Source organism: Halomonas caseinilytica (assembly GCF_001662305.1).
Lineage (GTDB): Bacteria > Pseudomonadota > Gammaproteobacteria > Pseudomonadales > Halomonadaceae > Halomonas > Halomonas caseinilytica.
The window spans coordinates 277,487-291,236 of record NZ_BDEP01000016.1 but is presented as its reverse complement, the minus strand read 5'-3'; the positions used below and the strand labels follow the sequence as shown (position 1 = coordinate 291,236).

The window sequence follows — 13,750 nt, the reverse complement described above, 5'->3', positions numbered from 1 at the left end:
ACGCCTAGAGTGGGAGATTTGCCGGCAGACTCGAGGCCGGCGGCGTATCTATCCAAGGAAGGAAAATCGCGATGTTGAGTGGCCTGTTGATCGTCCTGCTCCCCCTGGTGCTCGGCTATCTGGTGCGCGTTCGCCACACGGGGCTCATGGCCGGGATCAACCGGGGCGTCAACGTTTCCATCTACGTGATCCTGCTGCTGATGGGCATCAGCCTGGCCGGCCTCGACGACCTGGGTGGCAAGCTGGCGCAACTGGGCGGCCAATCGCTGTTGCTGTGCGCCGTGATCTCGGCCTGCAACCTGACGGCCCTGGCCTGGCTGTCGCGTCGCCTACGTCTCGAGGTCGATGCCTCCCGGGCAGTGGCGGACGCCCCCACCAGCAAGCTGGCCGCCATGGCAGGCTCGCTGTCGCTGATCGGCATGGTGCTGGCCGGCGTCATCCTCGGCCTGGTCGCCGGAGGACCACTGGGCGAGCCCTTGTTCGCCTGGGCCGAGACGCTGTCCGAATGGGTGCTCTACGCCCTGCTCGCCCTGATCGGTTGCCAGCTCAGGAACTCCGGCATGCCGCTCAGGCAGATCCTGCTCAACCGCTTCGGCCTGGCCATCGCCAGCGTCTTGGCGGCAAGCTCGCTGATCGGCGGACTACTGGCCGCCCCGCTGCTCGACCTGCGCTGGAGCGAGGGGCTGGCCATGGCGGCCGGCTTCGGCTGGTATTCGCTGTCCGGCATCCTGATCGGCGACCAGCTCGGGCCGCTGCTCGGCGGCATCGCCTTTCTCAACGACCTGTTCCGTGAACTCGTCGCCTTCGTGCTGATTCCGCTGGTCATCCAACGTCATGCCGCCCTGGCCATCGGCTATGGTGGTGCCACCTCCATGGACTTCACTCTCCCGGTGATCCAGCAGCACGGCGGTGTTGCCTGCGTGCCGGTCGCCGTGGTCAGCGGCTTCATCCTCTCGCTGCTCTCGCCGCCGTTGATCCTGTTTCTGCTGACGCTCTAAGACAAAAAGCCCGCGCAAGGCGCGGGCAAGGCATCACAACCAAACGGATCAAGTTCCTAGAACCAGACTTCCGACTGCACACCGAAGGCCCACTCGCCGCCGGTGAAGCCGTCGCTACCGAAGGCATCGTCCGCCGAGTAGTCGTTGAGTGCTTCGTCCCAGTCGCTCCAGGAGGCGAACACCCGGATCTCCGGACGCTTCCAGAAGCCTCCCACCTCCGGCTTGAAGGTCGGTGCGATGGTCAGCTTGGTGTAATCCCCTTCCACGGCATTGTTGCCGCCGAAGCCTTCGGGCGAGATATCCATCCACTGGTAGCTGCCTTCATACTGCATCTCGAAATTTTCGGTCAGCTCATTGGCCAGGCGAACATTGAACGTTGCCCAGTCATACTGGTCACCCTCGACGTAACGGTCTTCGCTGGTTTCAGCCAGAATCGCCGGCGCCACGCGCCAGTTGGGCGCCAGGTAGGTGGTGCCATAAAGGCCCAGGCGTGTCGCGGTGGCATCCTCGCTCAAGTTGCCGTTGGAACCGATGCTCTTGGTCTCGGCACCCAGCCCCTGGCCATGCATCACCGCCGCCTTGAAGTTACCGTCACCCAGGCCGAAGAAACTGTCGCCATGATAGGCCACCATGGTGTGTACGCCATTATCCGCGGCGCTGATGTTGCCTTCGGTCAGACGCTCATCGTTGTCGGTGGCATTCATGCCGCTGAGCATCCACTGCCAGTTACCGAAGTAATTATTGGTCGTGAGGATCAAGTTGTCGGTACTGCCGGACTCTTCGGCTGGATTATGGCTATCGACCGGAAAGTCGGTGAAGCTGCGGCCATAAACGGACAGATTCGACTTCCAGTTGTCGGCAAGCTGCATGTCGTAGATACCGCCACCGGTACCGGCCAGGAAGATGAAATCGCTATCGAGCCAGTGAATATCGAAATTGTCGCGGTCGAAGCGCTTGCCTGCCCAGATGGAGGCATTCTCGAAGGCACCGGTAAAGCTTGGCAGATCGCTGAACTCGGCATAGACCTGACGCACGTTGAGACTCGATTCGTCGGATGTCCAGTCATTACTGGTGGTGACGCCATCGGCGATCATGGTGGTGTACTTCGCCTTGGCGCCGTTATCGAAGCGCATCTTGTAGTTGAGAACCGCCTCGGCGTACGTATCCGGCTCGTTGCCCAGACGTCCCACGGCACCGCCCTGCTGCCCAGCAGGCGTCAAGTAGGGGCCACCCTCGGTGCTCTTGCCGTTCTCACCGATCAGCAGCCCCGAACGGGCATAGGCGTTGAAGGAGAAGCCTTCTTCACCACTGGCGTGTCGCTCCACCTTGGCGAGCCGTGACTCGATGTCCCGGCTGTCGGTTGAAGCACCGGCAGCCTGCTCCTGAGCCACCTCCTGCTCGGCCTGGTCGGCACGTCGTTCGGCAGCCGCAGCACGCTGCTCGGCGGCAATGATGCGTTGTTCCAGCTCGGCCAGCCGAGCCTCGAGATCGCTGGTCGTCTGAGCACTGACCATGCCACTGGTGCTCATGGCAGTGGCGACGGCCATGACGAGCAGTGACTTGCGCGGGCGTGGGGTCGGAAATGTCATCGTGATAATGCCTTTGTTGTTGTCGCGAAGGATTTCGTCCGGTGACGCCTGCCAGGCTTGCCGGCACGAAGACGATCGATATGGCGCACATCGAGACTTAATCGTTTCAGACACTAGTCACAACATGACGTAAAAAAAACACGACTTACGTCTAAACCATAAAGAATGAGCAGAAAAAATAGTAAACAAACAAGATCGTACATTTATCTGCCCGGTATTCGCGACGAAAGTCTAGGTTGCGGAGCCGTTCCTGCATCGCTTAACTGAACATCATGTCTTAATCGTTTAAGACGATGCTCTACAACAAGCGCTACAACAACAAGCGACTGAGGTAATGCCATGCAACGCCAGCCCCTGATCGCCTCCGGCCTCGCTCTGCTGGGCGCCGTGAGTGCTACCCCGGCCCTGTCGGCTGACCTGACCATCTCCTGTGGCGCGGTAGGCGCCGAACTTGCGCTCTGCGAGCAGGGCGTCGAGGCCTGGGAGGCCGAAACCGGCCATGAGGTGGAGATCGTCTCCACGCCCAATTCCTCCACCGAACGGCTGTCACTCTACCAGCAGATCCTGTCGGCACGCTCCGACGATATCGACGTGCTGCAGATCGACGTGGTCTGGCCAGGACTGCTGGCCAACCACCTGCTCGACCTCCAGGAAACGCTCGGCAAGGACGCCGCCGCCGGTCACTTCGAGACCATCGTCGCCAACAACACCGTCGACGGCCGGCTGGTGGCGATGCCCTGGTTCACCGACGCCGGCGTGCTCTACTACCGCAAGGACCTTCTCGAGCAGCATGGTGTCGAGCCACCCGAGACCTGGCAGCAACTGACTGACATCGCCACCGAGATCCAGTCCGCCGAGCGCGAGGCCGGCAACGACAAGATGTGGGGCTACGTCTTCCAGGGCCGCGCTTACGAAGGACTGACCTGCAATGCCCTCGAGTGGGTGGCCAGCCAGGGCGGCGGCACCCTCGTCGACGCTGACGGCGAGATCACCATCGACAACGAGAATGCCGCCGCGGCGCTGGACCTGGCCGCGAGCTGGATCGGCGAGATCGCCCCGCAGGGCGTACTCAACTACACCGAGGAGGAGGCCCGCGGCATCTTCCAGTCCGGCAATGCCGTATTCATGCGCAACTGGCCCTACGCCTGGTCACTGGCCCAGAGCGAGGACAGCGAGGTGGCCGGCAAGGTCGGCGTGGTCAAGTTGCCCCACGGGCCGGATGGCGACAGCGCCGCTGCCCTGGGCGGCTGGAACCTGGCCGTCTCCAGGTACAGCGAGCATCCCGATCTCGCCGCCGAGCTGGTGGCCTTCCTGACCGGTGAGGCCGAACAGAAACGACGCGCCATCGAGGCGGCCTACAACCCCACCCTCACGTCGCTCTACAAGGACGAGGAGGTGCTCGAAGCGGTGCCCTTCTTCGGCACCCTCTACGACACCTTCACCAACGCCGTGGCTCGCCCCTCCGCCGTCACCGGCGACAACTACGGCCGGGTCAGCAACGGCTTCTTCAACGCCGTGCATGAGGTGTTGTCCGGCAACCAGAGCGGCGCCGAGGCTGTCTCCGATCTGGACAGCGAGCTCTCGCGCATCAAGCGTCGTCGCTGGTAACTCAGGAGATCTCCATGTCGACTCCCGTCACCGAACAGGCACCCCAGGCAGCGCGGCGCAACCCGGCGGGCTACCGCGGCACCAAGGTGCGTCGTCAGCGAGTCCGCGCCGCCTGGACCTTTCTCGCACCGATGCTGGTCGCGCTGGCCCTGGTCGCCGGCTGGCCACTTCTGCGCACCTTCTATCTGAGTCTCACCGATGCCTCGCTATCGGATACCGCCGGCGCGGCGCTGATCGGCTTCGAGAACTATCTGGTCTACGACGACGGCGCCTGGTATGGCCTGCTCACCGACCCGGTGTGGTGGAACTCGGTGTGGAATACCGTCTACTTCAGCCTGGTATCGGTCTCGCTGGAGGTGGTGTTCGGCATCATCGTCGCCCTGCTGCTCAACGCTGAATTCAAGGGCCGCATGCTGGTGCGGGCGGCGGTGCTGATTCCCTGGGCCATCCCGACCATCGTCTCGGCCAAGATGTGGGCCTGGATGCTCAACGACCAGTTCGGGATCATCAACCACGTCCTGATGGCTCTGGGGCTGATCGACGCGCCCCTGGCCTGGACCGCCGATGCCGACCTCTCCATGTGGGCGGTGATCATGGTCGACGTCTGGAAGACCATCCCCTTCGTCGCCCTGCTGGTGCTGGCCGCCCTGCAGATGCTGCCCAGGGACTGCTACGAGGCTGCCGAGGTCGATGGCATCCATCCGGTCAAGGTGTTCTTCCGCGTGACTCTGCCACTGATCACCCCGGCGCTGCTGGTAGCGGTGATCTTTCGCCTGCTCGACGCCCTGCGCGTGTTCGACGTGATCTATGTGCTGACTTCCAATTCCACCAGCACCATGACCATGTCGATCTATGCCCGCCAGCAGTTGGTGGAGTTTCAGGACGTGGGCTACGGCAGCGCCGCTTCCACCCTGCTGTTCCTGATCATCGCCCTGGCCGTGGTCATCTACCTCTACCTGGGCCGCCGTCAACTGGGAGTCGATCAATGAACCAGTATCAACTGATAAAGCTCGCCAAGCGCGTCGGCCTCTACGCCCTGATCGCGATCGTACTGGTCTACGCCATCTTCCCCTTCTACTACGCAGTAATCACCTCGCTGAAACCCTCCAGCGAGCTGTTTCGCGTCGATTTCTGGCTGTCCTCACTGGACTTCAGCAACTATGTGCAGATCTTCACCCAGAAGAGCTTCGTACGCGCCGTCTTCAACTCCATCGTCGTCTCGCTGTCGGTGGTGGCCATTGCGTTGCTGCTGGGCATCACCGCCTCCTATGCCCTGGGCCGGGTGCGCTTCCGCGGCCGCACCACGGTGATGCTGACAATCCTCGGCGTGTCGATGTTTCCCCAGGTGGCGGTGCTCTCCGGACTGTTCGAGGTCATACGAACGCTGAACCTCTACAACAACCCAGGCGGGCTGATACTGAGCTACACCATCTTCACTCTGCCCTTCACCGTCTGGGTGCTGACGACCTTCATGCGACAGCTACCCATGGAACTGGAAGAGGCGGCGATCATGGACGGCGCCACGCCCTGGATCACCATCACCAAGGTGTTTCTGCCGTTGATGTGGCCGGCCATGGCCACGACGGGGCTATTGGCCTTTATCGCCGCCTGGAACGAGTTCCTGTTCGCCCTGACCTTCACCCTCACCGACGACCAGCGCACCGTACCGGTCGCCATCGCCCTGATCTCCGGCGGCAGCCAGCACGAGCTGCCCTGGGGCCCGATCATGGCCGCCTCGGTCACCGTCACCGTGCCGCTGGTCATCCTGGTGATGATCTTCCAGAAACGCATCGTCTCCGGTCTCACGGCCGGCGCCGTCAAGGGATAAGCCACATGCCATCGATGAACAAGACCATGCAAGACAACCTGACCTGGTGGCGCGGCGGCGTCATCTACCAGATCTATCCACGCAGTTTCATGGATGCCAACGGCGACGGCATCGGCGACCTGCCTGGCATCACCGGCAAGCTCGACTATGTGGCAAGCCTCGGCGTCGACGGTATCTGGCTGTCGCCCTTCTTTACTTCACCGATGGCCGACTTCGGCTACGACGTCAGCGACTACCGCGACGTCGACCCGATGTTCGGCACCCTCGACGACTTCAAGGCACTGCTGGCCCGCGCCCATGAGCTGGGCCTCAAGGTGATGATCGACCAGGTGATCAGCCATACTTCGGAGGCGCATCCCTGGTTCCAGGCGAGTCGCGCCAATCGCACCAACGCCCGCGCCGACTGGTACGTCTGGGCCGACCCCAAGCCCGACGGTACGCCACCCAACAACTGGCTGTCGATCTTCGGCGGCTCGGCCTGGACCTTCGACTCGCGTCGCCAGCAGTACTACCTGCACAACTTCCTGGCCAGCCAGCCGGACCTCAACTTCCACCATCCCGAGGTTCGCCGAGCCCAGCTCGACAACATGCGCTTCTGGCTGGAGCTCGGCGTCGACGGCTTCCGCCTGGACACCGTCAACTTCTACTTTCACGACGCCGAACTGCGCGACAACCCGCCAGTGCCCGCCGGCGAGGCCAAGACGCTCGGCGCGCCGGACAGCAACCCCTATACCTGGCAGCGCCACGTCCATGACCTGAGTCGCCCGGAAAACCTCGACTTCCTGCGCGAGTTGCGCGTACTGATGGACGAGTTTCCCGGCACCACCACCGTCGGCGAGATCGGTGACGACAATCCGCTCGAGCGCATGGCCGAATACACCGCCGGCGGCAACAAGCTGCATATGGCCTACACCTTCGACCTGCTCAACACGGCCCATTCGCCTGCCTACATCCGCGAGGTGCTCGAACGCTTCCAGCGGCTGGCCGGCGATGCCTGGCCGTGCTGGGCACTCTCCAATCACGACGTGGTAAGAAGCGCCACCCGCTGGGGAGCCGGCAAGGATCCGGTCGCCTATCCCAAGGTGGCCCTGGCGATGCTGTTGTCGCTGCGCGGCAGTGTCTGCCTCTATCAGGGCGAGGAGCTCGGCCTGCCCGAAGCCGAGGTGCCCTTCGAACGTCTTCAGGACCCCTACGGCAAGGTACTGTGGCCGGAGTTCAAGGGTCGCGACGGCTGTCGCACACCGTTGCCCTGGGAGCAAACGGAGCATGGCGGCTTCACCGCCGAGGGAGTGGACCCCTGGCTGCCGGTCGAAGCGAGTCACCTGCCGTGCGCCGTGTCACGCCAACAGGACGACAGCACTTCGGTTCTGGCCGCCACTCGCCGTCTGCTGACCTTTCGCCGCGCCCATCCAGCCCTGTTCGACGGCGATCTCGAACTGGTCGACGTCGGCAAGGAACTGCTCGGTTTTATCCGCGAGAAGGGCAATGAGCGGCTCCTCTGCGTGTTCAACCTCGACGGCGATACCCGGCAGGCCACCTTGCCGCAAACCGGCACACCGCTCGACGGCCACGGTTTCACTACCACCCTGGAGGGCACGATGCTGCAGTTGCCGCCCTACCAGGCCGCCTTTATCCAGATCGATCGATAACACAACACCAAGCAGGCCGGCCCCCGATGGGCCGGCGAGGAGTCGCCAGATGGCAAGCGTGACGCTCGACAAGCTCAACAAGGTCTTCGGTCATACCCACATCATCAAGGATGTCGACCTTCGGATCGGCGATGGCGAATTCGTGGTCTTCGTCGGTCCCTCGGGCTGCGGCAAGTCGACTCTGCTGCGGCTGATCGCCGGACTCGAGTCGATCACCGACGGCGAACTCAGGATCGCCGATGACGTGGTCAACGACCTGCCGCCCCGCGAGCGCGGTGTGGGCATGGTGTTCCAGTCCTATGCGCTCTACCCGCACATGTCGGTCTACGAGAACATGGCCTTCGGCCTCAAGCTGGCCAAGATGGCCAACGAGACCGTCGAGGATCGGGTGATGGCCACCGCCCGTATCCTGCAACTCGAGGAACTGCTGCATCGCAAGCCCAAGGAACTCTCCGGCGGCCAGCGCCAGCGGGTGGCCATGGGCCGGGCAATGGCCCGTGAACCGCGCATCTTGCTGTTCGACGAGCCGCTATCCAACCTCGACGCTTCGCTGCGCGTACAGATGCGCAATGAGATCGCCCGCCTGCACCACCGGTTGGGCTCCACCATGGTCTACGTCACCCACGATCAGGTCGAAGCCATGACGCTGGCCGACAAGATCGTGGTGCTGCGCGATGGCCGCGTCGAGCAGGTCGGCAGCCCCCAGGAGCTCTACCAGCGGCCGGCCACGCGATTTGTCGCCGGTTTCATCGGCTCGCCGACCATGAATTTCATGCCGGCCGAACTCCTCGGCGGCGATGACGAGGGCTGCAGGATCAAGGCACCGGGCCTCGGCGAGCTGACCCTGCCCCAGGATGCCGGTGGCCAGTCCCGCGGCACTGGCCTGAGCCTTGGCGTGCGTCCCGAGCACCTGAGCCTGGCCGAGGCCCAGGGAGACAACGCCTTCGAGATCGTCAACGTCGAGTACCTGGGCAACGAGGTCTACGTCTATCTGGAGCCCAAGGCCGGCGACACCTTGTTGATCCATCGCAGCGAAGCCCCCAGCCGCTGGGAGATCGGCCAGCGGGTGGCATTGGTGCCCGAACTCGAGCACGTTCACCTGTTTGACACCGCCGACCAGGCCCTCGGCCTCGCCAGGCAACGCCAGGCGGCCTGATTCCACCAATACCGCCGGCCCTGCCCCGTACACGGCGGTTGCCGGGCCGCGACACGTTCGACACCTACCCGATACGCACTGGAGGCGGGATGGAAGCCCCAACAACGACAAACAAGATGAGGTAGCCCATGAAAACATCGTTTCACCTTTCGCCTGCCCACCATCGCCTGCTCGCCGGGCTTCTGTTGGGCGGCTCGACTCTGATCGCCCAGAATGCTCTGGCAGCGGAGATCGCCATCGCCTGCGGCGCCGGCGACACCTCCGACTACTGTCCGATCGCCGCCCAGCAGTGGGCCGAACAGACCGGCAATACCGTGAAGGTCGTCTCCACGCCAAACAGCCCCACCGAAAAACTCTCGCTCTACCAGCAACTGCTGGGTAGCGAGTCCAGCGATGTCGACGTGCTGATGGTCGACATCGTCTGGCCGGGCATGCTCGACGACCATCTGGTGGACCTCTCCGAGTACCTGCCGGATGACATCGCCGACGACTTCTTCCCGGCGCTGATCGACAACAACACCATCGACGACCGCCTGGTGGCCATGCCCTGGTACACCGACGCCGGCGTGCTCTACTATCGCAAGGACCTGCTCGCGAAATACGGCCACGAGGTTCCCGAGACCTGGCAGGAGCTGACCGATACCGCCACCGACATTCAGGCCGCCGAGCGCGAGGCCGGCAACGACGACTTCTGGGGCTTCAGCTTCCAGGGCCGGGCCTACGAGGGGCTGACCTGCAACGCCCTGGAATGGGTGGCGAGCCACGGCGGCGGCACCCTCGTCGACGCAAAGGGCGAAGTGACCATCGACAATCCCCGTGCCGCCGCGGCCCTGGACCTGGCCGCCTCCTGGATCGGCACCATCTCGCCGGAAGGCGCGCTGAACCACACCGAGGAAGAGACCCGCGGTATCTTCCAGTCCGGCAACGCCCTGTTCCTGCGCAATTGGCCCTACGTCTGGTCGCTGGCCAACGGCGACGGCAGCGAGGTGGCCGGCAAGGTCGGAATGGCGCCGCTACCTCACGGTCCCGAGGGCGAGTCGAAGGCAACGCTGGGCGGCTGGAACTTCGCCGTCTCGCGCTATTCCGAGCATCCCGAACTGGCCGCCGAGCTGGTCGCTTTCATCACCTCTCAGGAGCAGCAGAAGGCCCACGCCGTCCAAATGGGCCGCAACCCGACCATCGAGTCGCTCTACCAGGACGAGCAGGTGCTGGCCAGCAACCCTTCCATGAGCGATATCTACGAGACCCTGACCAATGGCGTAGCGCGACCCGCCACCGTGACCGGCGACGCCTATGCGCGAGTCTCCAACGCTTTCTTCAACCATACTCACCGGGTGCTCTCCGGCGAGCTGGACGGTGCCACTGCCGTCCGCCAACTGGGTCGTGAACTCGAGCGTCTCGGTCGCCGCGGCTGGTAAGGTCATGTCCCTCGCCCGGTCGGTGCATCTTCGGCCGGGGCTGCCGTCATCCCCGCTGTCAGGCCCCCCACGGACGACACGCTCCCAGGGCCTCAGTCGGGCGAGACGTGTATCGATCACTGCTCGCCCGGCAGATCAAGCCCCGGCTGGAATGGCCACACTGTCCCGGGGAACGGAAGACCGGTATCCTAGACAACGAAGCACTTAGCAGGGAAACGAAAGTGTCCTCACTGCCCCGCCGCATCACCTTGAAGGAGCTGGCCGCCAAGCTCGGCGTTTCCACGGCGACCGTCTCCAACGCCTTCAACCGCCCCGACCAGCTTTCGCCGCTGCTGCGCGAACGCATCCTCAACGAAGCCAAGCAGCTGGGCTATCGCGGCCCCGACGCCAAGGCACGCAGCCTGCGCACCGGTCGTTCGCGGATCATTGCGGTGATTCTGGCAGAAAGCCTGACCTACAGCCTGAACGATGCGGTGGCCAGCGAGCTGCTGTCGGGCATCGCCGAGGTGCTCGACGCGCACGGCCATACCATGCTGCTGCTCTCGGGCCGCAAAAATGCCTCTCAGGTCCCCGGCTCGTCGAGTATCGCGGACGGCTTCATCGTCTACGGCCTGATGCCGAGCCTGATGCTGCTCGACGACCTGCCGCTGCCGGACCAGCGCCCCCTGGTGGCAGTGGACTTCAGCCTCGAGGGCTACCCGACGGTGCATATCGACAACGAACCGGCCGGCTATGCCATCGCCAGCCATGCCTTGAAGACATCGTCGCGGCGTCCCGGCATCATCAACCTGCGGCTCACCAAGCACCCCTGTAACGATCGCGTCGCCCCCGACCAGGAACTGCTTCCGGCCGATCGCACCATCACGCGTTCGCGGCTCACCGGCTTTCATCGTGCCCTCGACGAGCACGGCATCGATCCGACCTCGGTGCCGATGTGGAATATCGAGGAGAATACCCATGACGTCTGCGCCCCGGTGATCGCCTCCATCCTCGATCTTCCCGATGACGAGCGGCCGGATCTACTGCTGTGCATGTCCGACCGCATCGCGCTCACCGCCCTGACCCTGGCCGAACAACGCGGCCTGCGCGTTCCCGAGGACCTTCGCCTGACCGGTTTCGACGGCATCGCCGAAGGCCAGTACCGATCCCCACGCCTGACCACCATGCGCCAGGACAGCGTCGAGAAAGGGCGTGTCGCGGCCCGCATGATCCTCGGACTGGAGACACCCCGAGCCCAATTGCTGCACACCGAGCTGGTCGTCGGCGACAGTTGTCCCTGATCAGCCGACGACTTTCACCGGGATTGCACGATGCCGGCTCCCCGTGACGGTATCCTGAGGCGATGCTCCCTGCCCGAGGAATCCCCGCGTATGCGCTCCTTCCGCCCCTCCTTCTCGCGACTCGGCATCAAGCTGTTCGTGATCATTCTGGTGGTCAACGTGGCTATCGCGGGGCTGGTGTTCATCGCCGTATCGCGCAGCCTCGACCAGGGCTTCATCGAATACCTCGACCGCACCCAGACCCGCCGCGCCGAGACACTGGCCGAAGGTCTCGCCGACGAGTGGTCGCGGCGCGGCGACTGGCAATGGCTGCGACAGTCGCCACGCGCCTGGCATCACCTGGTTCGCCATCAGCTATGGCCCGGCGACGCTCCACCACCGGAAGGCATCGAACGTCGACTCGGCGATCCCCGGGACTTCGTGCTGCATGACGCCCGCGGCCTGCCGGTGATCGGCCTGCCCCCGGACAACGACCGGGATGCCGCCGAGCTGCGCTGGCTGCCGATCATCAACAATGGCGAACAGGTCGGTACCCTGGGCTACCGGCCGCCTCAGCAGCTCATGGCGCGCATGGACCGCATCTTCCTCTCCCAGCAACGCCGCAACCTGGCGATCATCGTCGCCGCTCTGGGCCTGGCGTCGCTGCTGCTCGCCGGCGGGCTGTCGTGGTGGTTGGGGCGCCGCACCGGCGGCATGACGCTGGCCACTCGACGTCTCACCGAGGGCGACTACAGCACCCGCCTGACTGAACGCGGCGGCGACGAGCTGTCGCACCTGGCGCACGACTTCAACGTCCTGGCCGCCACGCTGGAAGCCAGCCGTGAGGCCCGCAGCCGCTGGGTCTCGGACATCGCCCATGAACTGCGCACCCCGCTCGCCGTGCTGCGCGGCGAGATCGAGGCCATGCAGGACGGCGTGCGTCCCTTGAACCTGGACAGCCTGGGCTCGCTGGCCCAGGAGGTCGGCCAGCTCGAGCGCCTGGTCTCCGACCTGAGGCTGCTCTCCCAGAGCGATGCCGGTGCCCTCGAAGTCCAGCTGGCGCCACTCGATCTGGCCGACAGCCTCGCATCACGCCTCGGTGAGGCCGAAGGCTGGCTCGCCGACGAAGACATCTCGCTCGATACCGACATCGACGGCCCGGCCTGGATTCGCGGCGATACCCAGCGCCTGCGCCAACTCTGGACCAACCTGCTGGACAACACCTGTGCCTATACCAGCTCGCCCGGCCGCCTGCGGGTCACGCTCGCACGGCAGGACGAGTCCTGGCAACTTTGCTGGGAGGACAGCTCGCCCGGCGTGTCGGAGGCCGAACTGCCACGCCTCACCGAGCGTCTCTACCGGGTCGAGGGGTCGCGCAGCCGAGCCAGTGGCGGCAGCGGCCTGGGACTGTCCATCGCCATGGCACTGGCCCGGGCCCATGGTGCCGAGATGATACCCAGCGTTTCGGCACTGGGCGGGTTATGCTGGACGCTGACCTTTCCGGCCATCACCGATCACCAGCTCAGAGGGACTGACACATGAGCCACATCACCACCGACAGCGTCCTGATCGTCGAAGATGAACCCAAGATCGCTCGCCTGGTGGCCGATTACCTGGAAGGCAGCGGCTATGCCACGCACCACCTCGATCACGGCGATACGGTACTGCCCTGGTTCGAGTCCCAGGAGGCACCGCCCGAGCTGGTCCTGCTGGACCTGATGCTGCCGGGCACCGATGGCCTGACCCTGTGCCGCGAGATCCGCCAGCGCTGGCCCAGGGTGGCCATCATCATGCTTACCGCCCGGGTCGAGGAGGTCGATCGCCTGCTGGGGCTGGAGCTCGGTGCCGACGACTACATCTGCAAACCCTTTAGCCCCCGCGAAGTGGTCGCCCGCGCCCGCGCCGTGCTGCGCCGCAGCCGGGCGGCCGACGCCGACCGGCACACGGGTACCGACGACCTGGTGCTCGACGATGATGGCTGGTGTGCCATGGCCGATGGGCACGACCTGGCGCTGACCGCGGTAGAGTTCCAGCTTCTGCGGGTGATGATGCACTCACCCGGCCGCATCTTCTCTCGCGAACAGTTGATGGATCACATGTACCGTGACCACCGCATCGTCTCCGAACGCACCGTGGACAGCCACGTCAAGAAGCTGCGCAAGAAGATCGCCGATATCTGGCCGGACCGCGAGATCATTCGCTCGGTCTACGGCGTGGGCTACAAGTATCAACCCGAAGAGTGACG

General features: G+C 64.3%; 11 protein-coding genes. 10 read left to right on the top strand and 1 reads right to left on the bottom strand.

The annotated features are described in order from the left end of the window. The first annotated feature begins 71 nt into the window (after positions 1-71). Positions 72-998 carry a LysO family transporter gene (locus tag A9O65_RS11305; RefSeq protein WP_064702153.1) on the top strand — a complete coding sequence of 309 codons (927 nt, stop codon included), beginning with the start codon at positions 72-74 and terminating at the stop codon, positions 996-998. A gap of 56 nt (positions 999-1,054) precedes the next feature. On the opposite strand, the gene A9O65_RS11300 is transcribed toward A9O65_RS11305, so the two are convergent. Then, positions 1,055-2,587 carry a carbohydrate porin gene (locus A9O65_RS11300; RefSeq protein ID WP_074749274.1) on the bottom strand — a complete coding sequence of 511 codons (1,533 nt, stop codon included), beginning with the start codon at positions 2,585-2,587 and terminating at the stop codon, positions 1,055-1,057. Positions 2,588-2,926: 339 nt separating this feature from the next. On the opposite strand from A9O65_RS11300, the gene A9O65_RS11295 reads away from it, so the two are divergent. From A9O65_RS11295 to A9O65_RS11255, 9 genes are all read left to right on the top strand, one after another. After that, the gene (locus A9O65_RS11295; RefSeq protein ID WP_064702152.1) at positions 2,927-4,195 is read left to right on the top strand and encodes an ABC transporter substrate-binding protein; all 1,269 of its coding nucleotides are present in this window, start codon (positions 2,927-2,929) and stop codon (positions 4,193-4,195) included. A 14-nt stretch (positions 4,196-4,209) separates the two neighbouring features. Then, positions 4,210-5,184, top strand: a complete 975-nt coding sequence (locus A9O65_RS11290; RefSeq protein ID WP_064699544.1) for a carbohydrate ABC transporter permease — start codon at positions 4,210-4,212, stop codon at positions 5,182-5,184. Continuing rightward, complete coding sequence (locus A9O65_RS11285; RefSeq protein WP_064699545.1) at positions 5,181-6,023, top strand: carbohydrate ABC transporter permease; 843 nt, start codon at positions 5,181-5,183, stop codon at positions 6,021-6,023. Before A9O65_RS11290 ends, A9O65_RS11285 begins: the two co-directional genes overlap by 4 nt. 26 nt (positions 6,024-6,049) lie before the next feature. Further along, positions 6,050-7,672 (top strand): alpha-glucosidase, encoded by a 1,623-nt coding sequence (locus A9O65_RS11280; protein ID WP_064702200.1) that lies wholly within the window; start codon positions 6,050-6,052, stop codon positions 7,670-7,672. A gap of 49 nt (positions 7,673-7,721) precedes the next feature. After that, positions 7,722-8,828 carry an ABC transporter ATP-binding protein gene (locus A9O65_RS11275; protein ID WP_064699546.1) on the top strand — a complete coding sequence of 369 codons (1,107 nt, stop codon included), beginning with the start codon at positions 7,722-7,724 and terminating at the stop codon, positions 8,826-8,828. Between the two features lie 128 nt (positions 8,829-8,956). Continuing rightward, entirely contained in the window at positions 8,957-10,246 is a 1,290-nt protein-coding gene (locus tag A9O65_RS11270) for an ABC transporter substrate-binding protein (protein WP_082920166.1), read from the top strand. A gap of 221 nt (positions 10,247-10,467) precedes the next feature. Continuing rightward, positions 10,468-11,526, top strand: a complete 1,059-nt coding sequence (locus A9O65_RS11265; RefSeq protein WP_244534433.1) for a LacI family DNA-binding transcriptional regulator — start codon at positions 10,468-10,470, stop codon at positions 11,524-11,526. Between the two features lie 90 nt (positions 11,527-11,616). After that, positions 11,617-13,047, top strand: a complete 1,431-nt coding sequence (locus tag A9O65_RS11260) for an ATP-binding protein (RefSeq protein ID WP_064699547.1) — start codon at positions 11,617-11,619, stop codon at positions 13,045-13,047. After that, positions 13,044-13,748, top strand: a complete 705-nt coding sequence (locus A9O65_RS11255; protein ID WP_064699548.1) for a response regulator — start codon at positions 13,044-13,046, stop codon at positions 13,746-13,748. Before A9O65_RS11260 ends, A9O65_RS11255 begins: the two co-directional genes overlap by 4 nt. Positions 13,749-13,750: the final 2 nt, after the last annotated feature.